At 72.6% G+C, this 23,931-nt stretch carries 17 protein-coding genes; 12 read left to right on the forward strand and 5 right to left on the reverse strand.

What is annotated here, in order from left to right; translation table 11 throughout:
- Positions 1-89: 89 nt before the first annotated feature.
- Entirely contained in the window at positions 90-2,399 is a 2,310-nt protein-coding gene (malQ, locus tag ACGFWI_RS13885) for a 4-alpha-glucanotransferase (protein WP_393906185.1), read from the reverse strand.
- A 6-nt stretch (positions 2,400-2,405) separates the two neighbouring features.
- Entirely contained in the window at positions 2,406-2,675 is a 270-nt protein-coding gene (locus ACGFWI_RS13890) for a hypothetical protein (RefSeq protein ID WP_393906186.1), read from the reverse strand.
- Positions 2,676-3,143: 468 nt separating this feature from the next.
- Between ACGFWI_RS13890 and ACGFWI_RS13895 the strand changes: the two genes are divergently transcribed.
- Complete coding sequence (locus tag ACGFWI_RS13895; RefSeq protein WP_393906187.1) at positions 3,144-6,308, forward strand: beta-N-acetylglucosaminidase domain-containing protein; 3,165 nt, start codon at positions 3,144-3,146, stop codon at positions 6,306-6,308.
- A gap of 229 nt (positions 6,309-6,537) precedes the next feature.
- Here ACGFWI_RS13895 and ACGFWI_RS13900 read toward each other — a convergent pair whose 3' ends face one another.
- Positions 6,538-7,074, reverse strand: a complete 537-nt coding sequence (locus ACGFWI_RS13900) for an HNH endonuclease (RefSeq protein ID WP_006605595.1) — start codon at positions 7,072-7,074, stop codon at positions 6,538-6,540.
- A 290-nt stretch (positions 7,075-7,364) separates the two neighbouring features.
- On the opposite strand from ACGFWI_RS13900, the gene ACGFWI_RS13905 reads away from it, so the two are divergent.
- From ACGFWI_RS13905 to ACGFWI_RS13935, 7 genes are all read left to right on the forward strand, one after another.
- The gene (locus tag ACGFWI_RS13905; protein WP_393906188.1) at positions 7,365-8,453 is read left to right on the forward strand and encodes a mechanosensitive ion channel family protein; all 1,089 of its coding nucleotides are present in this window, start codon (positions 7,365-7,367) and stop codon (positions 8,451-8,453) included.
- 467 nt (positions 8,454-8,920) lie between these two features.
- Positions 8,921-10,057, forward strand: coding sequence for an ROK family protein (locus ACGFWI_RS13910; protein WP_393906335.1), 1,137 nt, complete (start codon positions 8,921-8,923; stop codon positions 10,055-10,057).
- A 180-nt stretch (positions 10,058-10,237) separates the two neighbouring features.
- Entirely contained in the window at positions 10,238-11,578 is a 1,341-nt protein-coding gene (locus ACGFWI_RS13915) for an ABC transporter substrate-binding protein (protein WP_393906189.1), read from the forward strand.
- A gap of 12 nt (positions 11,579-11,590) precedes the next feature.
- Complete coding sequence (locus ACGFWI_RS13920; protein ID WP_393906190.1) at positions 11,591-12,547, forward strand: carbohydrate ABC transporter permease; 957 nt, start codon at positions 11,591-11,593, stop codon at positions 12,545-12,547.
- A gap of 6 nt (positions 12,548-12,553) precedes the next feature.
- Positions 12,554-13,456 carry a carbohydrate ABC transporter permease gene (locus ACGFWI_RS13925; protein ID WP_393906191.1) on the forward strand — a complete coding sequence of 301 codons (903 nt, stop codon included), beginning with the start codon at positions 12,554-12,556 and terminating at the stop codon, positions 13,454-13,456.
- 42 nt (positions 13,457-13,498) lie between these two features.
- Positions 13,499-14,782: a 6-phospho-beta-glucosidase gene (locus ACGFWI_RS13930; protein WP_393906336.1), complete on the forward strand. Its 1,284-nt coding sequence runs from the start codon at positions 13,499-13,501 to the stop codon at positions 14,780-14,782.
- Positions 14,773-15,753, forward strand: a complete 981-nt coding sequence (locus ACGFWI_RS13935; RefSeq protein ID WP_393906192.1) for an N-acetylglucosamine kinase — start codon at positions 14,773-14,775, stop codon at positions 15,751-15,753. Before ACGFWI_RS13930 ends, ACGFWI_RS13935 begins: the two co-directional genes overlap by 10 nt.
- A gap of 139 nt (positions 15,754-15,892) precedes the next feature.
- On the opposite strand, the gene ACGFWI_RS13940 is transcribed toward ACGFWI_RS13935, so the two are convergent.
- Positions 15,893-16,231, reverse strand: coding sequence for a hypothetical protein (locus ACGFWI_RS13940; RefSeq protein ID WP_393906193.1), 339 nt, complete (start codon positions 16,229-16,231; stop codon positions 15,893-15,895).
- A 283-nt stretch (positions 16,232-16,514) separates the two neighbouring features.
- Positions 16,515-17,207 (reverse strand): FadR/GntR family transcriptional regulator, encoded by a 693-nt coding sequence (locus ACGFWI_RS13945; RefSeq protein ID WP_393906194.1) that lies wholly within the window; start codon positions 17,205-17,207, stop codon positions 16,515-16,517.
- Positions 17,208-17,465: 258 nt separating this feature from the next.
- Here ACGFWI_RS13945 and ACGFWI_RS13950 point away from each other — a divergent pair, with 258 nt between their 5' ends.
- The 4 genes from ACGFWI_RS13950 to ACGFWI_RS13965 all read left to right on the forward strand — a co-directional run bounded on the left by ACGFWI_RS13950 (position 17,466) and on the right by ACGFWI_RS13965 (position 23,931).
- Positions 17,466-18,839 carry a hypothetical protein gene (locus ACGFWI_RS13950; RefSeq protein ID WP_393906195.1) on the forward strand — a complete coding sequence of 458 codons (1,374 nt, stop codon included), beginning with the start codon at positions 17,466-17,468 and terminating at the stop codon, positions 18,837-18,839.
- Between the two features lie 20 nt (positions 18,840-18,859).
- On the forward strand, positions 18,860-19,876 hold the full coding sequence (locus ACGFWI_RS13955; protein ID WP_393906196.1) for a glutamate ABC transporter substrate-binding protein: 1,017 nt from the start codon (positions 18,860-18,862) through the stop codon (positions 19,874-19,876).
- A gap of 147 nt (positions 19,877-20,023) precedes the next feature.
- Complete coding sequence (locus ACGFWI_RS13960; RefSeq protein ID WP_393906197.1) at positions 20,024-21,349, forward strand: hypothetical protein; 1,326 nt, start codon at positions 20,024-20,026, stop codon at positions 21,347-21,349.
- Positions 21,346-23,931: a tetratricopeptide repeat protein gene (locus tag ACGFWI_RS13965; protein ID WP_393906198.1), complete on the forward strand. Its 2,586-nt coding sequence runs from the start codon at positions 21,346-21,348 to the stop codon at positions 23,929-23,931. The genes ACGFWI_RS13960 and ACGFWI_RS13965 overlap by 4 nt, the downstream gene beginning before the upstream one ends.

The following is a 23,931-nucleotide window of genomic DNA, read 5'->3' on the forward strand; positions in this document are numbered from 1 at the left end:
CACGGCATGGTGCCGGACGGCGTGGCGTACCGGAAGGGTGTGTGCAGTGGCGGGTTCCGGGCGCTTCCGGCCCTGATCCGCGGGGCGGACTACCGCTGCCCGTCGGCCAATTCCCGCATCAGCGCATGCAGGCGGGGCGAGGCGGCCAGCTCTTCAAGGCTGAGCGGACGCCCGTCGGGGCCGGCGATCGGCAGGCGCCAGTTCGGGTATTCATCCCATGTCCCGGGGAGATTCTGCGGACGCCGGTCCCCCACCGCGTCGGGCAGCCAGACGCCCACCATCCGTGCCGGCGTGCGCAGCAGAAAGCGGTGTACGGCCTTGACGGCCGCTTCCTCGTCGCCCGCCCCTTCGGGCAGCAGGCCGTGCCGCACCAACTCCCGCAGCCACTCGGCGCGTTCGTACCGGGCCCGGGACCGCTCCCGCTCCGGCGGTCCGGCAAGCAGCCCGAGCCGCTCGCGCAGGGCGACGTCCTCGCCGGTCAACCGGGCCGCGGTGGGCGGCAGATCGTGGGTCGTGACGGTGGCCAGACAGGCGCTGCGCCACTCCTCGGGCGCCAGGATGCGGGCCACGGCGACGGGCTCGGGGGCGGCGGTCGGGGCGGACTCCGGGTCGGGCTCCGGGACGGGCTCGGCCACGGCCGTCGGCGCGGGCTCAGGGTCGGGCTCCGGAACGGGCTTGTGGGCGGACTCCGGGTCGGGCTTGTGGGCGGGCTCGGCCACGGCCTCCGGCGCCAGGGCCGCACCGGGGCCGTCCGCCGCCCCGTCCCGCCGCGCCCCGCCCCCGTCTCCCTCCCCGTCCTCGGCCTCCCGCTCCCCGCCCCCGTAGTCCCGCTCGAACCACAGCACCGACGTCCCCAGGACGCCCCGTTCGGCGAGCGCGCCGCGGACGCCCGGCTCGACGGTGCCCAGGTCCTCGCCGATCACCGCGGCGCAGGCCCGGTGCGCCTCCAGGGCCAGCACCGAGAGCATCGCCTCACCGTCGTAGCGGACGTAGGCACCCTCCGTCGGCGGCCGGCCCTCCGGGACCCACCACAGCCGGAACAGCCCCATCACATGGTCGATGCGCAGCGCCCCGGCGTGCCGCAGCAGTCCGCGCAGCAGCTCCCGGTAGGGGGTGTAGCCCGCGGCGGCCAGCGCGTCCGGGCGCCAGGGCGGCAAACCCCAGTCCTGGCCACGCGAGTTGAAGGCATCCGGCGGCGCCCCGATGGACATCCCGGCGGCGAAGGCGTCCTGCTGCGACCAGGTGTCGGCGCCGGAGGGATGGACGCCGACGGCGAGGTCGTGCACCAGCCCGATGCCCATCCCCGCCTCCCGCGCGGCCCGTTGCGCGGCGGCCAGCTGCTGGTCGGTGAGCCAGACGAGCCGGCAGTGGAAGTCGATCCGGTCCAGCAGCTGGGGCCGCAGCCGGGCCGTGCCCGGGGAGCGCGGATCGCGCAGCCCGTCGGGCCAGCCGCGCCAGTCCGGACCGTGCCGCTCGGCGATCGCGCACCAGGTGGCGTGGTCCTCCAGCGCCTCGCCCTGCTCGGCGAGGAAGTCGCAGTACGCGGCCCGCCGGCCCGGGGTGAGCGGGATCGCACACACCAGCTCCAGGGCCTCGCGCTTGAGCGCCCAGACCGCGTCCCGGTCGATCAGCGCGCCCCCGTCGAGCACCCCCTCACGCAGCGCACGGGCCTGCCCGGCCAGCTCGTCGGCCCGTAAGCGTGCGGCGCCGGTGAGCTGGGCGTACTCCGGGATGTGTTCGATCCGCAGATGGACCGGGTCGGGGAAGCGGCGCGAGGAGGGCCGGTAGGGCGAGGGGTCGGTGGGCGGACCGGGGACGGCCGCATGCAGCGGGTTGAGCTGGAGGAAGCCGGTGGCCAGGGCACGTCCGGACCAGGCGGCGAGGTCGGCGAGGTCCCCCAGGTCGCCCATGCCCCAGGACTGCCGGGACAGCAGCGAGTAGAGCTGCACCAGGAAGCCGTGGCTGCGGCCGGGCGGTGCGGGCACCCGGTCGGGCGCGACGATCAGCCGGGCGCGGGCGCTGCGGCCGTCGGGGGCGCGGGCGTGCAGCAGATGGACGCCGAGGGGCAGCCGGGTGAGGGCCGCCGGCTCGGACGCCGCCAGGTCTTCCGCGGCCACTCCGCTCTCGGTCTCGACCCGCAGGACGGTGCCTTCGGGGAGACCGGCGAGGTCGGGCGGCCGGTCCGGGCGGGCGACGACGGTGCCGGGAAGCAAGACGCGGCCCGCGCCCTGCTCGTACGCGGCCAGGGCGGTGCGTACGGCGTGCGGGGTGGAGGCATCGACCCCCAGTGCGGCGAGCACGGCGACGACGGTGTCGCCGGTGATCGGGACGCTCCTGCCCGGCGAGGGCTCGTAGGACGTGGCGATGCCGTGCAGCCGGGCGAGCCGCGCGCGGCCCATGGGTCCTCAGACCTCCATGGACTCCGTACCCAGGCCGGCGGCTGTCGGCTCGCTGGTCAGCGGCAGCTCGGCAGCGATCGGGACCTCACTGGTCAGCGGCGCGGCATCGGCGAGCGGGGGCTCGCTGGTCAGTGGCGGCTCGATGAAGCTGAAGGATCCGGAGCCGTCCAGGCCGGAATCGGGGTCGGACACCCCGTCGAAGATGTCGGGCTCCATCGTCGCACCTCCCGGTTTGGAGGACAGAGCGTCGAGGAGCAGCTGAGCGGATGCGGCCACGAGGGCCTCCCGTTCATCGGTAATGGGACACGTGGGCCCTACCCACTCGACACGATCGCAGACGCATCTGCTCACGAAACGTGACCCACGTCACATTATGCCTCACGCAGGCGATTTCACTGTGGGGGAGCTCGGCGGACGCAGAGAACGCCGGGAAAGCGGGCATCGGGACGGAAACTCTGCGGACCTGCGAGCCCCCGGATACCGCCCTCGGAACGGCCGGCGGCCACTACCGGCCAAACTGTCCGGGACCCCCGCCATCGCCTTGTTGACACCCGAACCGCCACAATGGTGGGCTCACGGCCGAAGGTCTGTCCGAACGGGCATCGGCGGGGAAAAACGGGGCGCCGGTGCAGACCGGCGAGTGATGGACGGGGACGAGGAGCAGCCGTGCGAGGCCGGGGCGTATGGAGCGTCGGAAGTATCGGTAGGGGCGGCAGGGGGAACGGCGCGGGCGCCCGTGCGCGGGTGGCGGGGACCACCGCGCTGGCCGCCGCCGTCATCGGAGGCCTGCTCGGCGGGGTACCCAGCGCCCAGGCGGCGCCCGCGGACCCCACCATCGGCGCCCCCGACCAGCCGGACCGGCCGGCCGACGGCGGGCAGCTGCCCGCCGTCTGGCCGCGCCCGCAGTCGATGCAGGAACTCGGCGCCGCCGTGCCGCTCGGCGGCGAGGCGGCGCTGGTGGCCGCACCGGACACCGACCCCTACGCGCTGGACGTGCTGCGCGGCCTGCTGCGGGACGCCGGGGTGCACACGGTCCACCGGCCGGCGCCCGGCGACCGGCTGCCCGCGGCCGGGCCGGTGATCCTGGTCGGCGGCAAGCAGGCCACGGACGCCCTGCGGGCGCTGCGGGCACCGGCCCGCGGGGATCTGCCCGCCGGCGGCTACCGGCTGGCCGTGGGCCAGATCGCGGGCCGGGACACCGTCGCCCTGGACGGTGTCGGCCCCGACGGTCTCTTCCACGCCGCGCAGACACTGCGGCAACTGGTCACCGACGGCGCGGGGGGAGATTCCGGCCGGGGCGCCGGCGGGAGTCGTGCGGGCGGCCGGCAGCTGGCCTCGGTGACCGTACGGGACTGGCCCGGCACGGCGGTCCGCGGCACCACCGAGGGATTCTTCGGGCAGCCCTGGAGCCAGTCCCAGCGGCTCGCCCAGCTGGACTTCATGGGCCGCACCAAGCAGAACCACTATCTGTACGCACCCGGCGACGATCCGTACCGCCAGGCCCGGTGGCGCGACCCCTACCCGGCCGACCGGCGGGCCGAGTTCCGGGCGCTGGCCGAGCGGGCCCGCGCCAACCACGTCACGCTGGGCTGGGCCCTCGCCCCGGGCCAGGCGATGTGCCTGTCGTCCGAGGAGGACCTGCGGGCGCTGCGGCGCAAGGTGGACGCGATGTGGGCGCTGGGGGTGCGCTCCTTCCAGCTGCAGTTCCAGGACGTCAGCTACAGCGAATGGCACTGCGACGCCGACGCGGACGCCTTCGGCACCGGTCCCGGGGCCGCGGCCAGGGCCCAGGCCCGGGTCGCCAATGCGCTCGCCGAGCATCTGGCGCAGCGGCACCCGCAGTCCGCGGCACTCTCGCTGATGCCGACCGAGTACTACCAGGACGGCTCGACGGCGTACCGCCGGGCGCTGTCCGATGCGCTCGGCGACCGGGTCGAGGTGGCCTGGACCGGTGTGGGCGTGGTCCCGCGGACCATCACCGGCGGGGAGCTGTCCACCGCCCGCCAGGCGTTCGGCCACCCCCTGGTGACCATGGACAACTACCCGGTCAACGACTACGCCCAGGACCGGATCTTCCTCGGCCCCTACCGGGGCCGGGAGCCCGCCGTCGCCACCGGCTCCACGGCGCTGCTCGCCAACGCCATGCAGCAGCCGCTCGCCTCGCGCATCCCGCTGTTCACGGCCGCCGACTATGCGTGGAACCCGCGCGACTACCGCCCGGCCCAGTCCTGGGACGCGGCCGTCGACGATCTGGCGGGCGGCGATCCGCGGGCCCGTGCCGCGCTGCGCGCGCTGGCCGGCAACGCCTCCTCCTCGGTGCTGGACCGCACCGAATCCGGCTATCTGCAGCCCCTGATCGACCGCTTCTGGAAGGCCCGCGAGGTGGCGGTCAACCACGGCCGGCCCGGCCGTGACCCGGACCTCGCCAAGGCGGCCAAGGCACTGCGGGCCGCGTTCCGCACCATGAGCACCGCGCCCCGGGACCTGCGCTCGGACCTGGCCGCGGAGATCCGCCCCTGGGCCGAGCAACTGTCCCGCTACGGCAGCGCCGGCGCACAGGCCGTCGACACGCTCATGGCGCAGGCCCATGACGACGGTGACGCCGCCTGGTCGGCCCAGCGCGCGGTGCAGCAACTGCGCAAGGAGTGCGCGCACAGCCCGGCGACGGTCGGCAAGGGGGTGCTGGCACCGTTCCTGGAGCGGGCCATGACCGAGGCCGACGCCTGGACCGGCGCCCGCCACGACGCCCCCCGGCCCGACGACGGCGCCGCTCCGACGTCCCTGACCGTCCCCTTCGAGCGGACCCGCCCGCTGGCCGCGGTGACCGCACTGACCGATCCGGGCCCGTCCGCGGGTGCCGTCTCCCTGGAGGCGCACGTCCCGGGCGAGGGCTGGCGCCGTCTCGACCGGCTCTCCGCCACCGGCTGGACCGAGTCGAAAACGCCCCGGCTGCGCGCCGACGCGGTGCGGCTGACCTGGGCGAAGGGGGCGGACGCCCCGACCGTCCACGCAGTCACCCCATGGTTCGACGACACCTCCGCCGCCGGGCTCGAACTGTCCCGCAAGGAGTCCGACGCCCCGACCGGCGGCAGCGCGACGGTGGACGCCCGGATCTACTCCCGCCGCCCCGGCGATGTCCGCGGAAAGCTGACGGTCAAGGCACCCAAGGGCTTCACCGTGCACGCCCCCAAGGAGGTCACCGCACCGCGCGGCGGCACGGCCATGGTCCGTATCACGGTCGACGTCCCCGAGGACGCCCCCTCCGGGACGTATGAGATCCCGGTGGGCTTCGGCGGCGCGGAGCGGACGCTGACCGTGCGGTCGTATCCGCGCACCGACGACAAGGACCTGGCGCGCGGCACCGTCGCCACCTCCTCCGGGGACGAGACCGCCGGCTTCCCGGCGTCGGCGGCCACCGACGGCAACCCCAGGACCCGCTGGTCCTCCACCGCCGAGGACGGCGCCTGGCTGCAGTTCGCGCTGGCCCATCCGACCCGCCTCGGCCGGCTCGTCCTCAACTGGCAGGACGCCTACGCCGCCCGCTACCGCATCCAGGTCTCGCCGGACGGCCGCAGCTGGCGCACGGCGGCCACGGTCCGGGACGGCAAGGGCGGCCGCGAGTCCGTCCGGATGGACGCCAAGGACGCCCGGTTCGTCCGCATCCAGGGCGACAAGCGGGCCACCCGCTTCGGCTACTCGCTGTGGTCGGTGGAGGCGTATGCGGTCGCAGACCGCGGGACGGCAGACGCAGACCGCGGGACAGCAGACGCAGACCATGGGAGAGCAGGCGCAGACCGCGGGCCGGCAGACGCAGGTCGCGGGCCGGCGGACGCGAACCACGGGTCAGCGGGCAGGGACCACGGGGCAGCAGGCGAGGCCCACGGGTCAGCGCCTGCCGACCGGGGGTGAGCGGTACGGCGTACGCGGTGACCGCCGTCATGGGCACGGGCACGCCGTACGGCGTGCGGGCCGCGGCCGCGCACCGCGGGTGAGCCGTACCACGGAGAAGGGTTGCCGTCGTGGGCGCCGCGGGACCCTCGTCGTCGTGGCGGTCGGCCACGGGGCGAGGGTCCGGCGGCGTCCGCCCCGGCCGGAGCGAGACGTTCGACACCACCGTCACAGACGGAGAAACCCGGACCTACGCCGATACGGCGTCGATCCGGGCCAGGGCGTCATCCGCGCCGTACGGCTGCAAATATGGCAGCCAGCGCGGGTCACGATGGCCCGTGCCGATGATCCGCCACGCCAGTCCTGACGGCGGGGCGGGCTGATGCCGCAGCCGCCAGCCGATCTCGGCGACATGGCGGTCGGCCTTGACGTGGTTGCAGCGCCGGCACGCGGCGACGACGTTTTCCCAGGTGTGCTGACCTCCGCGGCTGCGCGGGATGACGTGGTCGACGCTGGTTGCGACGCCACCGCAGTACATACAGCGCCCGCCGTCACGGGCGAACAGCGCCCGGCGGGTCAGTGGCACGGGGCCGCGAAAGGGCACCCGCACAAACCGCTTCAAGCGGACCACACTCGGAGCGGGTATGACATGGGTCGCACTGTGCATCAGGGCGCCGGACTCCTCGAGGCTCACAGCCTTCTCATTGAGTACGAGGATGAGCGCGCGGCGGAGCGGTACGACGCCGAGCGGCTCGTACGACGCGTTGAGGACCAGGACATGCGGCACGGGTGCCTCCTTGTACGCCGGCGGCGCGTGGCTCGCGCCGGGACGATCTCCCCACAGTGTCCCCCGGTGCCTGGTGGGAGCGCCACCATGACCGAGTAACGGGTCGGAGGTGTTTTCCACCACACATCCGGCAGGCCCGTCCGGATCCGGCTCATTCGGGCCCGCGCACAACTATCCGACTCGAACAAGGGCGCGGACCGCTCCCGTTGCCCCGTTAGTGTGGTTGGTCTGCCCGGTTTCTGGGGTCCCCCCGAGACCCGGGTCTGCTGTCCCACACGGAAGGTTCGACTGTGTTCTGGTCCGCTTCGCCGGCCGCTGCCGCGCACCTGAGCGCCGCCACGCCCGGCTCATCCGGCCCGACGTCGCTCGACGACGCCACCCAGAAGGCCACCAACGCCGCCGGCTGGGTGCAGGAGAACTGGGGGACGTGGCTCACGTCCGGCCTGCAGATCTTGCTGATCATCGTGATCGCGGTGGTGCTGCGGCATGTGATCCGCCGCACGATCACCAAGCTCATCGAGCGGATGAACCGCACCGCGGCCGCCGCCCAGGGCACCGCGCTGGGCGGTCTGCTCGTCAACGCCGAGAGACGCCGGCAGCGCTCCGAGGCCATCGGCTCGGTGCTGCGCAGCATCGCCTCCTTCGTGATCATGGGAACCGCCGCCCTGACGGTGCTCTCCGTGCTGAAGATCAACCTGGCGCCGCTGCTGGCCAGTGCCGGTGTGGCCGGTGTGGCCATCGGTTTCGGCGCCCGCAACCTCGTCACCGACTTCCTCTCCGGCGTCTTCATGATCCTGGAGGACCAGTACGGCGTCGGCGACGAGATCGACGCGGGGGTGGCCACGGGTACGGTCATCGAGGTCGGTCTGCGCGTCACCAAGCTGCGCGGCCCCAACGGCGCGATCTGGTACATCCGCAACGGCGAGGTCAAGCGGATCGGCAACCTCAGCCAGGGCTGGTCCACCGCCGCCGTCGATGTGGTGATCGCCGCCGACCAGGACCTGGAGCGCGCCCGCGAGACCATCACCGGCGCCGGCGAGGAGATGTTCAAGGCCGAGCCCTGGAACGAGCAGCTGTGGGAGCCGGTGGAGGTCCTCGGCCTGAGCGAGGTGCACCTGGACACCGTCACCATCAGCGTCTCGGCCAAGACCATGCCCGGCAAGGCCGCCGGTGTGGAGCGTGAGCTGCGCTGGCGCATCAAGCGCGCCCTGGACGGCGCCGGTGTCCACCTCGCCCCGCGCCCGGCCCCCGAGGACGAGGACGAGGAGGCCGCCGACCCCAGCGACGCCGTGGCCGCCCCCTCGGCCCTCAACAACCCGCTCTCCCCGCAGTCCGTGGCGACCAGCCCGATCGCGTCGCCGTCGAAGATGGGGAAGTAGCACCCACCGCGTTCGTCGCCGCGACGCCCCGGACTCGCTCGTCGAGCCCGGGGCGTCGCGGGTTCGTGGCATCGCGGGTTCGTGGCATCGCGGGTTCGTGGCATCGCGGGTTCGTGGCATCGCGGGTTTTCGCGGGCATCGCGTACGGAGACCTCCGGGAACCGGATGCCGCTGCTTCTCGGCCAGTTGCTGCTGCCGGCCGTGAGGGTGATCGGCTCGACGCCGTGGACGTGACCGCACAACGGCAGAGCCCGTTCTCCGTCTGCCGTGCCCGGGGTCGCGTGCAAGGTCAGCCTGCCGTACCCATTGACTCGTCCCTGCCCGCCGCCTACCTTCCTGTTCATCGATTGGAAGGTTTCTTAACAGATGCTCGGCGGGCGTCACGGCCGCCGGTGAACGGGGTGACGGTCATGGCCGGTGGGCAGAGCGCGCAGGGGACGCCCGGGACGCCGCGGGTGTTGCGGGCCATGAACGACCGGGCGGCGCTCGATCTGCTGGTGTCGCAGGGGCCGCTGACCCGTACGCAGATCGGGGAGCTGACCGGGCTGTCGAAGCCCACCGCCTCGCAGCTGCTGGCGCGGCTGGAGGCCGCGGGACTGGTACGGACGACCGGGAACGTGACCGGGCGGCCGGGGCCCAGCGCGCAGCTGTACGAGATCAACCCGACGGCGGCGCATATCGCCGCGCTGGCCGTCGATCAGCTGGGGATCACCGCCGCGGTCGCCGACATCACCGGGCAGGTGCTCGGGGAGGAGCGGGTCGACACCGGCGCCGTTGCCGAGGACGCGCCGAACCGGACCGCGCAACTGGTCGCGCGGGCCGTCGACGGGGCGCTGGCCAAGGCCGGGCTGGGGCGCGAGCAGCTGCACGGGGCGGTGATCGGCACACCCGGTGCGCTGGACCCGCAGACCGGGCGGCTGCGCTATGCGCCACATCTGCCGGGCTGGCACTCGCGGGCGCTGAAGGAAGAGCTCGCCGAGGTGCTGGGCACGCCGATCACCATCGAGAACGATGTGAACCTGGCGGCGGTCGCCGAGCAGCACGACGGGGCCGCACAGGACTTCGACGACTTCGTGCTGGTGTGGGCCGACGAGGGGGTCGGCGCCGCCATCGTGCTGGGCGGCCGGCTGCTGCGCGGGGCCACCGGCGGCGCGGGCGAGATCGGCTATATGCCGCTGCCCGGCGCCCCGTTGTCCCGGGGCGGCGACCGCAGCGCCGCGCAGGCGGACGCCGGCGGCGGCTTCCAGCGGCTCGTCGGCTCGCCGAGCGTGATCGCGCTGGCGCGGGAGTACGGGGCCCCACAGGTCCGTACGGTCGCCGAGGCGCTGGCACACGACGAGGTCCGCGCCGAGATCGCGCGGCGGCTGGCGACCGGGATCGCGGCCGTGGTCGCGGTCGTCGACCCGCGGCTGGTGGTGCTCTCCGGTGAGGTCGCCCAGGCCGGCGGGGAGGCGCTGCGCGCCCTGGTCGAGGAGGAGTTCACCGGGCTCGCGCTGCCCCGCCCCGCACTGCGCCTGAGCCATATCGACGGCCCTCCGATCCTGATCGGCGCACTGCGGACGGCGCTCGCGGATGTGCGCGATGCGGTGTTCCGCACCGGCTGAGCGGCACGCCGGGCGCGATGCCTGCGCCGTGGCGGCCGGACGGTGCCGTGAAGCCGGACCGACCGGGCGCGGTGCAGTTGCCGGACCGGCCGGACGCTTCCGGCGCCGGACCGGCCAAGTGGACGACCACGCACGTCATTTGGTTACTTCCCCTTCCCTCCGCAGCAAAGGAAGTCCGCCATGCCGTTTCCGCGTCTGCGTGTCTGGTTGTCGGCGGTGCTGGCCGGCGCCGGGCTGCTCGTTCCGGGCTGCGCCAATCCCGGCGTCGGCAGTGCGCACGACGATCCGGCCGAGCCGGCCACGCTCACGTTCTGGCACGGCTGGTCCACCCCCGGCGAACGGAAGGCCATCAATGACAGCGTCGCCCGCTTCGAGAAACGGCACCCCAGCATCACGGTGAAAGTGGTGCCCAATGTCACCGACGAGACCATGAATCAGGCACTGCGGGCCGGCGGGGACGAGGCACCCGATGTGGTGTCGTCGTTCACCACCAACAATGTGGGGCAGTACTGCTCGTCGGGCATGTGGGTGGACCTCGATCCGTTCCTGAAGAAGACCGGGGTGGACAAGGAAAAGGTCTTCCCCAAGACCTTGCTGGATTACACGAGTTATGAGGGAGAGCAGTGCGCGTTGCCCCTGCTCGCCGATTCCTACGGGCTGTATTACAACAAGGACGCATTCCGGAAGGCCGGTATCAAACGGCCGCCGCGCACCATGTCCGAGCTGAAACGGGACGCCGTCAAACTCACCCGACGGGACAGGAACGGCTCGTACGAGCAGGTCGGCTTCATGCCCGACTTCCGGCTCTACCAGAACAGTCCGGACCGGATGCTCGCCCAGTGGGGACCCGAGTACTTCGACAAGAACGGCAAGGCCAGGCTCGCCAAGGACCCGGCCGGCAAGAAATTCTTCGCCACCACCCGCGAGTTGATGGACGCCCAGGGCGGCTACGGGCCGTTGGAGAAATTCCGGACCACCTTCGGCGATGAGATGTCGTCGCAGAACGCCTTTCTGACGCAGAAGCTGGCCATGCACCTGGACGGCGAGTGGCGCGGACTGATGCTCCGCCAGGCAAAGGCACCCTTCGCCTGGGGCACCGCGCCGATGCCGGTCCCGGACGACCAGGCGGACACCTACGGCCGGGGGTATCTGACGGGCACCGTCGCCGGGATCGCCCACAGCAGCCGGCACCAGAACGCGGCGTGGGAGCTGGTGAAATTCCTGACCGTGGACACCGACCAGGTGGTCCGGTTCGCCAATGCCATCCATAACGTGCCGTCGACGCAGGCGGCGCTCAATTCGCCCGAACTGGACGCCGATCCGACGTTCCGCACGTTTCTCGATATCGCGCAGAACCCGCACAGCGTGGCCCTGCCGCCGTCCAACAACGGCGGTCAGTACGTCACCACGCTGCAGGACTTCTCCTACCGCGTCGAGGCCGGAAAGGTCCCCGATCTCGACGCCGGCCTGCGCGGACTCGACGCCCAGATCGACGCCGACAACCTTCAGTCCGAGAACTGACGGAGAACCGACATGGCATCCACCACTCTCACGCCGCCCGCACTACGGCGAAAGCGCACGCGCGCGCGGCTGCGCACCCTCGGCTTTCTCTCCCCCTGGCTCATCGGCTTCTCGGTCTTCTTCGGCTATCCGCTGATCGCCACCGTGTACTTCTCGTTCATGCACTACAACCAGATCGAACCCCCGGACTTCGTGGGGCTGCGGAACTGGAAATATGTGCTGACGCAGATGCCGCTGCTCGGGCCCGCACTGTGGAACACCCTGTGGCTGGTCGTGGTGATGGTCGCGCTGCGGGTGCTCTTCGGACTGGGCATCGGCCTCCTCGTCACGAAAATCAAGACGGGCGCCGGCCTCTTCCGTACGGCCTTCTATCTGCCGTATCTGGCACCCCCGGTGGCGGCCACCGTGGCATTCGTCTTCCTGCTCAACCCCGGCACCGGGCCCGTCAACGACCTCCTCGGGGCGATCGGCATCCCCGCCCCGTCCTGGTTCAACGACCCCGCCTGGGCCAAACCGTCGCTGGTCATGCTGTCCCTGTGGGGCATCGGCGACCTGATGGTGATCTTCGTGGCGGCGCTGCTGGACGTCCCCAGGGAGCAGTACGAGGCCGCCGAGCTGGACGGGGCCGGTGCCTGGGGGAAGTTCCGCTATGTCACCTGGCCGTCGCTCACCCCGATCGTGATGTTCGCGGTGGTCACCGGTGTCGTCCAGACCATGCAGTACTACACCCAGGCGCTGGTCGCCGGAAAGCTCGCCTCCGGCATCTCCATCGGGCCCGGCACGGTCATCCAGCCCGGCTACCCGGACCACTCCACCCTCACCGTCCCGCAGCTCGTCTACTCCCTGGGCTTCCAGAACTTCAACACCGGCGCGGCGTGCGTGCTCTCCCTCGTGCTGTTCGTCCTCGCCATGGCCGTCACCACCCTGCTGCTGCGCAAACGCGCCGGCCTGCTCCGGGCGGAGGACTGATCCGACATGGCCACCACGACCCTCGACACGCGCCGCGCCCCGGCCCGCGGCGGCACCGCCGTCGGCCCGGCCGGCCGCGCCCGCCGCACCCGGCTGCTGCACTGGATCGCCGTACACGCCGTCGCCCTCGCCGCCGCGCTGTTCTTCGTCCTCCCGTTCGTGTTCGTCTTCCTCACCTCCGTCATGAGCGACGACCAGGCGATGAGCGGCGAGTTGTGGCCCCACGCATGGCACTGGTCCAACTACGTCACCGTCTTCCGGACCCCCGGGTTCCTGGACTGGTGGAAGAACTCCCTGCTGTACGCGGGCCTGGGCACTCTGTTCACGGTCTGCTCGGCCGTCCCCGTCGCCTATGCGCTCGCCAAGTTCCGCTACCGCGGCCGGCGCACCGCGCTGATCCTGGTCATCTCGACGATGATGCTGCCGCCGCAGGTCATCGTGATCCCGATGTATCTGGTCTGGGCGCAGCAGCTGCATCTGGCCGGGTCGCTGTGGCCGCTGATCATCCCGATGGCATTCGGCGACGCGTACTCGATCTTTCTGCTGCGGCAGTTCCTGCTGACCATCCCGCAGGAGTACATCGAAGCGGCGAAGGTCGACGGCTGCGGGGAGCTGCGCACCCTGCTGAAAATCGTCGTGCCGATGGCCAGGCCCGGCATCGCCGCCATCGCCCTCTTCCAGTTCTTCTACTGCTGGAACGACTACTTCGGCCCGCAGATCTACGCCGCGCAGAACCCGGCGGCCTGGACGCTCTCCTATGGGCTGGAGTCCTTCAAGACCGCCCACAGCGTCAACTGGAACCTCACCATGGCGGCGACGCTGCTGGTCATGGCGCCGGTCATCATCGTTTTCTTCTTCGCACAGAAGGCCTTCGTCGAAGGCGTCACGCTCACCGGAGTGAAGGGCTGATCCTGCATGCCGTCTCCCGAGGGACGCACCCCGCACCCCCGCATCAAGCTCGCCGTGGTCGGCGGCGGCTCGACCTACACCCCCGAACTCATCGACGGCTTCGCGCGCCTGCGGGACGTCCTGCCGCTGGAGGAACTCGTCCTCATCGACCCGGCCGCTGACCGGCTGGAGCTGGTGGGCGGCCTGGCCCGGCGGATCTTCGCCAAGCAGGGGCACCCGGGCCGGATCTCCTGGACCGACGACCTGGACGCCGGTGTCGACGGCGCGGACGCCGTGCTGCTGCAACTGCGGATCGGCGGCCAGGCCGCTCGCAACCAGGACGAGACCTGGCCGCTGGAGTGCGGCTGCGTCGGCCAGGAAACCACCGGCGCCGGCGGCCTGGCCAAGGCGCTGCGCACGGTCCCCGTCGTCCTCGACATCGCCGAGCGGGTACGCCGCCGCAACCCCGACGCCTGGATCGTCGACTTCACCAACCCCGTCGGCATCGTCACCCGGGCGCTGCTCACCCACGGCCACAAGGCCGTCGGACTGTGCAACGTCGCCATCGGCTTCCAGCGCAAATTCGCCGCACTGCTGGGCGTCTCCCCCGGCGAGGTCGAGCTGGAACACGTCGGCCTCAACCACCTCACCTGGGAGCGGGCGGTACGCGTCGCGGGCAAGGACGTCCTCCCCGAACTGCTGGCGGAACACGGCGACGCCCTCGCCGACGACCTGCGCATGCCCCGCCCGCTCCTCGACCGCCTCGGCGTCGTCCCCTCTTACTACCTGCGCTACTACTACCAACACGACGCGGTCGTACGGGAGTTGCGCAGCAAACCCTCCCGCGCGGCGGAGGTCGCCGCCATCGAGCAGCAGCTCCTCGGCATGTACGGCGACCCGGCACTCGACGAGAAGCCGGAGCTGCTGTCCCGGCGCGGCGGTGCCTTCTACTCGGAGGCCGCGGTGGCGCTCACCTCCTCCCTCCTGCGGAACACCGGAGACACCCAGGTCGTCAACGCCCTCAACCACGGCACCCTGCCGTTCCTGCCCGACGACGCGGTCATCGAGGTCCCCGCGACCGTGGACTCGACGGGCGCCACGCCCCTCCCCGTACGCCCCCTGGAACCGCTGTACGCCGGGCTGGTCGCGAACATCACCGCCTACGAACACCTCGCACTGGAGGCCGCGCTGCGAGGCAGGGACGGCCGGAGCGCCGACCGGGCCGGCGGGCGCAAAGCCGTCTTCTCCGCCCTGCTCGCCCACCCCCTCATCGGCCAGACCGACCACGCGGACCGGCTCACCGACGAACTGATCGCGCACAACCGGGAGCACCTCACGTGGGCCTGACCTGCACGACGCTCGCCATCGACGCGGGCAACAGCAAGACCGACGTGGCGCTGGTGGCCGCGGACGGCAGACTGCTCGGCACGGCACGCGGCGGTGGCTTCCAGCCGCCGGTGGTGGGCGTCGGCCGGGCGGTCGACGTCCTGGCGCCGCTGGTGCGGTCCGTCCTCGCACAGGCCGGGGTGACGGGCCCCGTCGGGCATCTCTCCGCCTTTCTCGCCAACGCCGACCTCCCCGTCGAGGAGGAGGGCCTGACCACCGAGATCGCGGGCCGGGGATGGGCCCGCACGGTGAGCGTCCGCAATGACACCTTCGCGCTGCTGCGGGCGGGGCTGCCGGACGACGGGGAGCCCGTGGGCGTCGCCGTGGTGTGCGGGGCGGGCATCAACTGCGTGGGGCTCGGTCATCAGGGGGCCACCGCACGCTTCCCGTCCATCGGCCGGATCTCCGGTGACTGGGGCGGCGGTTCGTTCCTCGCCGAAGAGGCACTGTGGTGTGCGGCCCGCGCCGAGGACGGCCGCGGCGCACCGACCGGGCTGGCCAAGGCCCTGCCCGCCCACTTCGGCCTGACCACCGTGCAGGAACTGATCGAGGCCCTCCATCTGCGGGCCATCCCCGACCGCCGCCGCCATGAAATGACGCCGCTGCTCTTCGCCGTCGCGGATTCCGGCGACCCGGTCGCCCGGACCCTCGTGTCCCGCCAGGCGGAGGAGGTCGCAGTCCTGGCCACCGTGGCGCTGGAACGTCTCGGCCTCCTCGGCGAACCGACCCCCGTGGTCCTGGGCGGCGGCGTCCTGGCCGCCCGTCACCCTCTTCTCCACGACCGGATCACCCAGCTCCTCTCGGAGCGCGCCCCCAAGGCGGTTCCCCATGTGGTGACCGTCCCACCGGTGTTGGGCGCCGCCCTGGACACCTTGGACCGGGCGGGGGCGGAGCCGGGGGCTTATGAGCGGTTGAGGGGGGCTTGGGGGTAGGGGAAGGGGAAGGTGGGGGCGAGGGTGGGGCTGGGGTTGGTGGGGCTGGGGGCGACGCCGTGCTGAGCCTCCGCGCTGGGCCGCCTCCCTGGGGGGCCTCCCCCTCCCCCCACCCCGTGCCCCAGGCCCCGCGCCCCCGTCACCCCACCCACACGCTGTCTCCCCGTCGCGTCACCGTCCGTTCGCCCGGAGCGAGGACGAGGTCCGGGCGGGAAGTGTGGTCCGGGAGGGATGTGTGGCCGGGTGGCGCATGGGGGTCGCGGGAGTCGCGCTCCGTGACGATGGTGACGGGTTGGTCCGTGTCGTTGATGATGAGCGTGGCGGAGCCGTCCACGCTCAGGTCGAGGGGGTAGCTGCCGTCGGGATCGACGTAGGTGGTGCCGCCGATGGTCAGGAAACCTCTGGCGGAAGGGGGTCTGTCGGAGGTCGGCTCGTCTCCGGTCGCGGCGGTCGTAAGGGAGTTGAGGAGTCTGTTCATACGGCGCATGGCGTGCTCTCCGATTCGCCGGGCGCAGGGCGGCTCCGGGTCGATTGCTGGGACGAGGTTCAACCTTCGTCACTCAGAGTAGTCGGAGAGGGGTTCGCGGGACAGCGGCGCGTGGGAGCGAAACGGGGAGCGCGAAGACACCGCAGTGCGCCTCCGAGTCACCGGCCCGCCAGGCCTCCGGACCTCCGGGTCGCCGGACCACCGGCCCGCCAGGCCACCGGCCCACCGGCCCACCCCTCCCGAATCAGTCACCCACCGGTCAGTCACCCACCGGTCAGTCATCCACCGGAAGCGCAAGATCCCGTACATGACCGGCAAGGAGAAGGACCGCGGCGTCCACGGCGGCCTGTGGGTCCTGGGCGCGGATGGCATCGGTGAGGCGGGAGTGCGGGTCGTCGGGAGCCGCCGTGGCGGTGTCCAGGCAGGCGGCGCGGCGGAGTTCCTCGCGGAGGGCGGCGCTCAGGGAGCGGTAGATGTCGGCGAGGACGGGGTTGTCGCTCGCCTCGGCGACCAGGACATGGAACTCGGCGTCGGCGGCGGTGAACGCCTCGCTCTCATGCGCGGCGAGGGCGGCCTTGCGGCGGTTCAGTGCGGTTTCGATGCCGGCGAGCTGGGCGTTCGTACGGTGCTTGGCGGCCTGGCGGGCGGCGACCACGTCGAGGCCCTGGCGGACCTGGGTGACATGGCTGAGCTCGGCGCGTTCGAGGCGGCGGCGGAGGGCGACCGCACTGTCGTCGTCGGAGATCACGAAGGTGCCGTCGCCCTGCCGGGGCTCCAGGAGGCCGGAGTGCACCAGGGACCGTACGGCTTCGCGGACCGAGGCGCGGCTGACGCCGAGGGTTTCGGAGAGCGCGCTCTCGGGCGGGATGCGGCCGCCCACCGGCCAGGTGCCGTTCACGATCTGGGCGCGGATCTCGTCGGTCGCGGTCTCCACGAGCGACACCCTGCCCTTGCGGACCGACTGCACGAGATCACTCCCCCTTCGGCGCGGTGTCCGGGCTCCGGCATCACCTGATGTCTGACGACTCTCCGCCAACTCTAGTGCCGGTCCCGGTGGCACGGCGGGCTCCCGCCGGATCGCGATCCGAACAAGATCGGGGCAATCGCGGTGTGTGTGTCAGCGGCTACAGACATACTGCTGCCCATGCACCAGTCCTTCTCGTGAGCGCTCCCGGGCGCTGTGCGCGGGGGCCGGTCCCGAAGCCAGCGCCCAGGGGGAGGTTCCGTGTCGACCACCAGCGTGTCACCGCCCGTCCCGAGGCGCAGGACGGCCTGGGCCGAGGGGCTGGACGAGCTGCGTGCCGCGGCGACGACCGAGCCGGGCCGGCTGCGGGTGATCGGTGCCGTACTGGCCCTGCTGGTGGTGCTGTTCGGCGCGGTCACGGCCTGGCAGGTGGCGGACCGGGTGGCGGCCGCGGACGATGTGGTGGAGCACAGCCAGCCGCTGACCGCGGACGCGGCGAGCATCTACCGCTCGCTGGCGGATGCCGATACGACGGCCGCGGCGGGCTTTCTGGCCGGTGACAAGGAGCGCGAGGCGACCCGCGACCGGTATGCCGCCGATATCTCCACGGCGTCCGCGCTGCTGGTCAAGGCAGCGGCCAACAGCAGTGGTTCGGACGGGGCGGATGCGCAGATAGCGAAGCTCAACAGCCGGCTGCCGCGCTATACGGGGCTGGTGGAGACGGCGCGGGCGAACAACCGGCAGGGGCTGCCGCTGGGCGGCGCGTATCTGCGGTACGCCAATGAGCAGATGCGTACGGAACTCCTCCCGGCCGCACGGGCGTTGTACGACGCGGAGACGGACCGGCTGGCGGCGGACTACGGCGCGGCCAAGGCGTGGCCGTGGTACGCGCTGGCGGCGGGGGTGGTGGCGATCGGTGCGCTGGGGTGGGCGCAGCGGCGGCACTACCGGCGCACCAACCGGGTGTTCAGCAGGGGCCTGCTGGCGGCGACGGCGGCGTCCGTAGTGGTGTTGTTGTGGCTGGTGGCCGGGCATACGGTGGCGCGCACGGGGCTGACCGGTTCGTATGAGCACGGTGCCCGGTCGCTGCGGGTGCTCAACGAGGCGCGGATCGATGCGCTGCAGGCGCGCGGGGACGAGAATCTGACGCTGGTGGCGCGCGGTGCGGTGCTGACCGATGGCCAAGAGGATTTCTACGAGGCCGGTTTCCGTTCCGGGATGGCGGATCTGGCGGGCGGGGGCGAGCACGGGGATGCGTCGGCGAAGAGCAGGCTCGGGGCGGCGCTGGCGCTGGCGGACGACGAGGCGGGGCGGCGTCCGGTGCGCGACGCGCTGACGCAGGTGCGGCAGTGGCAGGTGCGGCACGGCGCGGCGCGGGCGGCGGACAACACCGGCGATTACGAGCGGGCGCTGGCCAAGGTGATCGGCACGGGCGGGTCCACCGGGGAGTCCTTCGACCGGGTGGCTGCCGGGCTGCAGCAGGCGCTGGTGCATGAGCAGGCGGAGTTCCGGTCGGCGGCGGACGCCGGGCGGGGGGCGCTGGACGGGCTTCCGGTGGGGGCCGGGGTGCTGGCGGCGTCGGCGGCGGTGGGCGCGGTGCTGGGGATCGGCCGCAGGCTGGCGGAGTACCGGTGATGAGGCCTGGTGGGAGGGACATGAGGGTGCGCGCGCGAGGGCTGGTGAATCTGCGTGCCGTCCTGGCGCCGGTCGCCGCCGGGATGTGTGTGATGGCCGCGGCCGCCGCCGTGCTGGTGCCGACGCTGGGCGGTGACGCAGGGCGGGCCGGGCGCGGTCCCGACCGTGTGTCCCCGCCCGCGGCGACGCATCGGGCGCACGGCCCGGGGGCGGCGCCGGCCGGTGCGCCGTGCACGGCGCGGAACGCCGCGGAGAGTCTGCGCCCGTCGCCGGACGACGGCGCGGCGGTGAAGCGGATCAAGGAGAAGGGCCAGCTGGTCGTCGGGGTGGACCAGAACACCTACCGGTGGGGGTACCGCGATCCGGCCACCGGCACCCTGGAGGGCTTCGACATCGATCTGGCGCGGGCGATCGCCGAGGACCTCCTGGGGCCGCACCCCAAGGTGGTCTTCAAGGCGGTGCCGACCAACCAGCGGATTCCGGCGCTGCAGAAGCGTTCCGTCGACATGGTGGTGCGGACGATGACGATCAACTGTGCGCGTAAGCAGCAGGTCGCGTTCTCGACCTCGTATTTCCAGGCGGGGCAGCAGGTGCTGGCTCCGATCGCCTCGAAGGTCAGGGCGTTCGACGATTCGCTGCGGGGCAAGCGGGTGTGCACGGCGGCGGGTTCGACGGGTGAGACCGCGCTGACGGCGCAGCGGCACGGCGCGAAGGTGCTGACGGTGCCCAATCAACTCGACTGTCTGGTGCGGCTGCAGCTGGGGCAGGCGGACGCGGTGGTCACGGACAGTGCGCTGGCCGCGGCGCAGGCGGCGCAGGATCCGGCGGTGGAGCTGAAGGGCGAGCCGTTCACGGACGAGTCGTACGGCGTGGCGATGAACAAGGACGACACGGATCTGGTGCGGCGGGTCAACAAGGTCCTGGACGACTACCGGGGCGGCGGCGACGACAGCTCGTGGATGCGGGCGTACCGCAAGTGGCTGAAGGCCGATCTGCCGGGCATATCGGGGCCGCCGTCGCCGGAGTACGGCGACTGATCGCTCCAAGGAGCGGAGTACCGCCACTGGCCGCCCCGGGAGGGCCGGATGCCGTCACTATGGAAGGGGACGCGGGAGGAGCAGACCGCATCGGCCGTCCGGCCGCAGCAACCGCCGTGCACCGTACGCGTATTGGAGAGGTGATCGATGGGGGTCCCTGGACCCTTCCCCGGTTCTCCGGGGAGGCCCGATGCCCCGGTGCTGGGCCGGGAGGAGGTGGACCGCGCCCTGGCGCGGCTCGATGCCGAGTACGAGGCGATCGAGACGTCGCTGCTCGCGTTGCAGGATCACGCGGGGCGCCGGCTGCTGGAGGGCGCCGATCTGTCCGGCACCACCAAGGAGCGCTGGGCCGCGGCGGAGCGGTCCATCACGGTCCTGTGGTCGCTGTTCGATGCGTATACGGCGGCGCTGGAGGCGGCGCGTGAGCTGCGGGCGCGGCGGCGCTGGCCGTCCCCGGAGGATCTGGCGGAGCTGACGGAGCTGCTGCGCGGCGACGGGGTGACGGTGCCGGGTGCGGCCGCGGCCGGCGGCGGCGCGGAGAGCGGCCCGGCCCGGCTGAGCGAGCGGTTCAGTCTGGAGGGGCTCGTCGAGCGGATGAACGGGCTGTACGCGCGGTCGCTGGATGTCATCGTCGCCGCCGATGCGGTCTGGCTGGCGCTGCCGGCCCGTATAGACCTGCTGTCGGCCGAGTTGCAGCGGACGCGTTCGCTGGCCCATTCGGTGGGGGTGCGCCCCGGTGAGCATCCGGCGGGCGACGACCTGGAGCGGATCACGGATGAGCTGTTGCGGCTGCGTGCCCAGGTGATCGCGGATCCGCTGGCGTTCTGGGTGTCGTCGTCGACGGGGAGTTCGGCGCCGGGCGGGGGCCGTCCGGACACCGGGCGCTATGACCGTGCGGCGCGTGCGCTGGAGGACATCCGGCGTGAGGTGGCGGCGGTGCTGGATGTGCGGCAGGACGCGGAGCGGCGGCTGATGCAGCTGCGGGACGTGCTGTCGCGGGCGGACCGCACGCTGACCGAGGCGCGGCAGGCCCGTGGCGAGGTGCTGGCGAAGATCGCCGCGTCGGAGGTGCCGGCGGTCAGCGGCCCGTCGACGGCGCTGCACGAGCAGTTGGCGGCGGCCGCCGACTACCGCAGGCGGGCGCAGTGGCACCGGCTTTCGCCGCTGCTGGACAGCCTGGAGGAGCGGGCGGAGGACGAACTCCTGCGCGCCCGTGAGTCGTTGACGGCGGTGACCGCGCCGCTGGCGGTGCGGGCCGAGCTGCGCGGCCGGCTGGACGCGTACAAGGCGAAGGTCGCACGTCACGGTTTGGCGGAGGATCCGCTGCTGACCGAGCGGTACGACGCGGCGCGGCGGATGCTGTGGAGCGGGCCGTGCGATCTGCGGGCGGCGGAGCAGGCGGTGTGGCGCTATCAGCAGGCGGCGGCGGAGGCGTTGGTCCCGCAGCAGCTGGAGGGCAGGGGGGAGTCGTGACGGAGCGGGCCGACGAGCGCTGCCAGCGGCGGGAGTGCGCGGGCAGTTACGAGGATGTCGGCGGCGGTGAGCTGTACTGCGACCTGTGCGGGCTGGCGCCGGTGGTCTCGCCGGACGGTCTGCTGTCCTCGCCGCCCACGGGCCTGACGGGCCGGGCGCTCGCGGAGACCACGGCGGGCCGCGAGGCGGCGGGGGCGCTGTTGACGGTCCCCTCCCCGGCCCCCGGTTCCGGTCACAGCGTGCCCTCCGCCCGCGTGTCGACGTCGCGGCGCTCGGTGTCCGGGCGGCTGTCGCGCGCGGTGTCCGGCGGTGGTCCGACGCGCGGTATGTCGGCGGTGTCGGCGCGCGGTGCGGGCAGCGGCTCGTCGTCCGGGGCGGCGCGGGGGCGGCTGGGCGCGGGCCTGGTGGCGGTGCCGGAGGTGCCGCGGCCCGATCCGCGTACGGCGGTGCTGGAGCATCCGGAGGTCCCGGAGCGGAAGCGGTTCTGCAGCCGTACGGACTGCGGTGCGCCGGTGGGCCGGGCGCGTGGTGAGCAGCCGGGCCGTACGGAAGGGTTCTGCACCAAGTGCGGCCATCCGTACAGCTTTGTGCCCAAGCTGCGGCCCGGCGACATGGTGCACGGCCAGTACGAGGTCGTGGGCTGTCTGGCGCACGGCGGGCTCGGCTGGGTCTATCTGGCGACGGACCATGCGGTCTCCGACCGGTGGGTGGTGCTCAAGGGGCTGCTGGACACCGGCGATGAGGAGGCGCTGGCGGTGGCGATGTCCGAGCGGCGCTTCCTCGCCGAGATCGAGCACTCCAACATCGTGCGGATCTACAACTTCGTGGAGCATCTCGACCGGGCGACGGGCAGCCTCGACGGCTACATCGTCATGGAGTACGTCGGCGGCAAGTCGCTCAAGGACCTCGCCAACGACCGGCGCACGCCCCAGGGCCGGCGCGATCCGCTGCCGGTCGAACAGGCCTGTGCGTACGGCATCGAGGCACTGGAGGCGCTCGGTCATCTGCACAGCCGCGGCTACCTCTACTGCGACTTCAAGGTCGACAACGCCATCCAGCAGCACGACCGGCTCAAGCTGATCGACATGGGTGCGGTGCGCAGGATGGACGACCACGAGAGCCCGATATACGGCACGATCGGCTATCAGGCACCGGAAGTCGCCGCGCTCGGACCGTCGGTCTCCTCCGACCTCTACACCGTCGCGCGCACCCTCGCCGTCCTCACCTTCGACTTCCAGGGCTATACGAACGTCTTCGCGGACTCCCTGCCCGATCCGGACAACATCGAGGTGTTCCGCACCTACGAGTCCTTCTACCGGCTGCTGGTGCGCGCCACGGACCCGGACCGGGTGCGCAGATTCGCCTCGGCGGAGGAGATGGCCGAGCAGCTGACGGGCGTGCTGCGGGAGGTGGTGGCGCTCCAGTCGGGCGAGCCGCGGCCCGCGCTGTCGCAGCTGTTCGGGCCCGAACTCCGGGTCGTCGACACGGAGCTGATGGCCGCATCGGAGGGCGACAGCTCGCTGCTGGGCGCGCGGGGGACGGCGCCGGCCCGCCCGGCGGAAGCGGCGTCCGGCGGCCCCGTGCTGCGCCCCTTGGACGTCGCCGGCGCCGCCCTGGCCCTGCCGGTGCCGCGGGTGGATCCGGGCGATCCCCACGCCGGGCTGCTGGCCGGACTGCTGGCCGCCCCGCCCGCCGAGCTGCTGGGCGCGCTGCGCTCGGCGCCCGCCGACTCCCTGGAGGTCCGGCTGCTGGCCCTCCGCGCCCGCCTGGAGACGGGTGACGGTGCGGCGGCGCAGCGGGCGCTGGAGGCGATCGCGGCGGAGCCCGCGGAGCAGTGGGCCGCCGCGCGGCGGGGCGGTGGCACGGAGTCCGAGACCTGGGGCGCTGACTGGCGGGTGGTGTGGCACCGCGGCCTGGTGTCGCTGACGACCGGTGACCGCGAGAGCGCCGCGCTGGCCTTCGACGCGGTCTACGACGCCTTCCCCGGTGAGCCGGCGCCGAAGCTGGCCCTGGGGATCTGCGCGGAGCTGCTGGGTCAGCTGGACAACGCCGTGGAGTACTACCGCCTGGTGTGGGCGACCGACCGCAGCTATGTCAGCGCGGCGTTCGGACTGGCGCGGGTGCGGCTGGCGGCGGGCAACCGTACGGGCGCGGTCGAGGCGCTGGAGTCCGTCCCGGAGTCGTCCATCCATTACATCGCGGCGCGGATCGCGGCGGTCCGCGCCCGGCTGCGGGAGCGCCCGCCCCACGATCCGCTGCCGGCGGATCTGCGGGCGGCCGCCGAACAGGTCGAGGCGCTCGCGGACTTCGGTCTGGACGCCGAGCGAAGGGAACAACTCACCACCGAGGTACTGGGCAGCGCCCTGGACTGGGTACTCTCCGGTAGCCACGGTGCCGGGCCGGCCGGCCCGGCGGCCGTGGACGAGCGGCCGGCGCTGCTCGGCAGCCCGCTGGACGAGCGCGGTCTGCGGTTCGGCCTGGAGCGGTCGTACCGCCTGCTCGCACGGCTGGCGCAGCGTGGTGAGAAAAGGATCGAACTGGTGGAACGGGCCAACCGCTTCCGCCCCAGGACGTGGGTGTGA

The organism is Streptomyces sp. NPDC048434 (genome assembly GCF_043200375.1).
Taxonomy (GTDB): domain Bacteria; phylum Actinomycetota; class Actinomycetes; order Streptomycetales; family Streptomycetaceae; genus Streptomyces.

What these genes read in the sequence shown, in the direction of transcription:
- malQ (WP_393906185.1), bottom strand. Translation starts at nt 2,399, where the DNA reads ATGGGCCGCGCGCGGCTCGCCCGGCTGCACGGCATCGCCACGTCCTAC.
- ACGFWI_RS13910 (WP_393906335.1), top strand. Translation starts at nt 8,921, where the DNA reads ATGAACGACCGGGCGGCGCTCGATCTGCTGGTGTCGCAGGGGCCGCTG.
- ACGFWI_RS13915 (WP_393906189.1), top strand. Translation starts at nt 10,238, where the DNA reads ATGCCGTTTCCGCGTCTGCGTGTCTGGTTGTCGGCGGTGCTGGCCGGC.
- ACGFWI_RS13920 (WP_393906190.1), top strand. Translation starts at nt 11,591, where the DNA reads ATGGCATCCACCACTCTCACGCCGCCCGCACTACGGCGAAAGCGCACG.
- ACGFWI_RS13925 (WP_393906191.1), top strand. Translation starts at nt 12,554, where the DNA reads ATGGCCACCACGACCCTCGACACGCGCCGCGCCCCGGCCCGCGGCGGC.
- ACGFWI_RS13940 (WP_393906193.1), bottom strand. Translation starts at nt 16,231, where the DNA reads ATGAACAGACTCCTCAACTCCCTTACGACCGCCGCGACCGGAGACGAG.
- ACGFWI_RS13955 (WP_393906196.1), top strand. Translation starts at nt 18,860, where the DNA reads ATGAGGGTGCGCGCGCGAGGGCTGGTGAATCTGCGTGCCGTCCTGGCG.
- ACGFWI_RS13960 (WP_393906197.1), top strand. Translation starts at nt 20,024, where the DNA reads ATGGGGGTCCCTGGACCCTTCCCCGGTTCTCCGGGGAGGCCCGATGCC.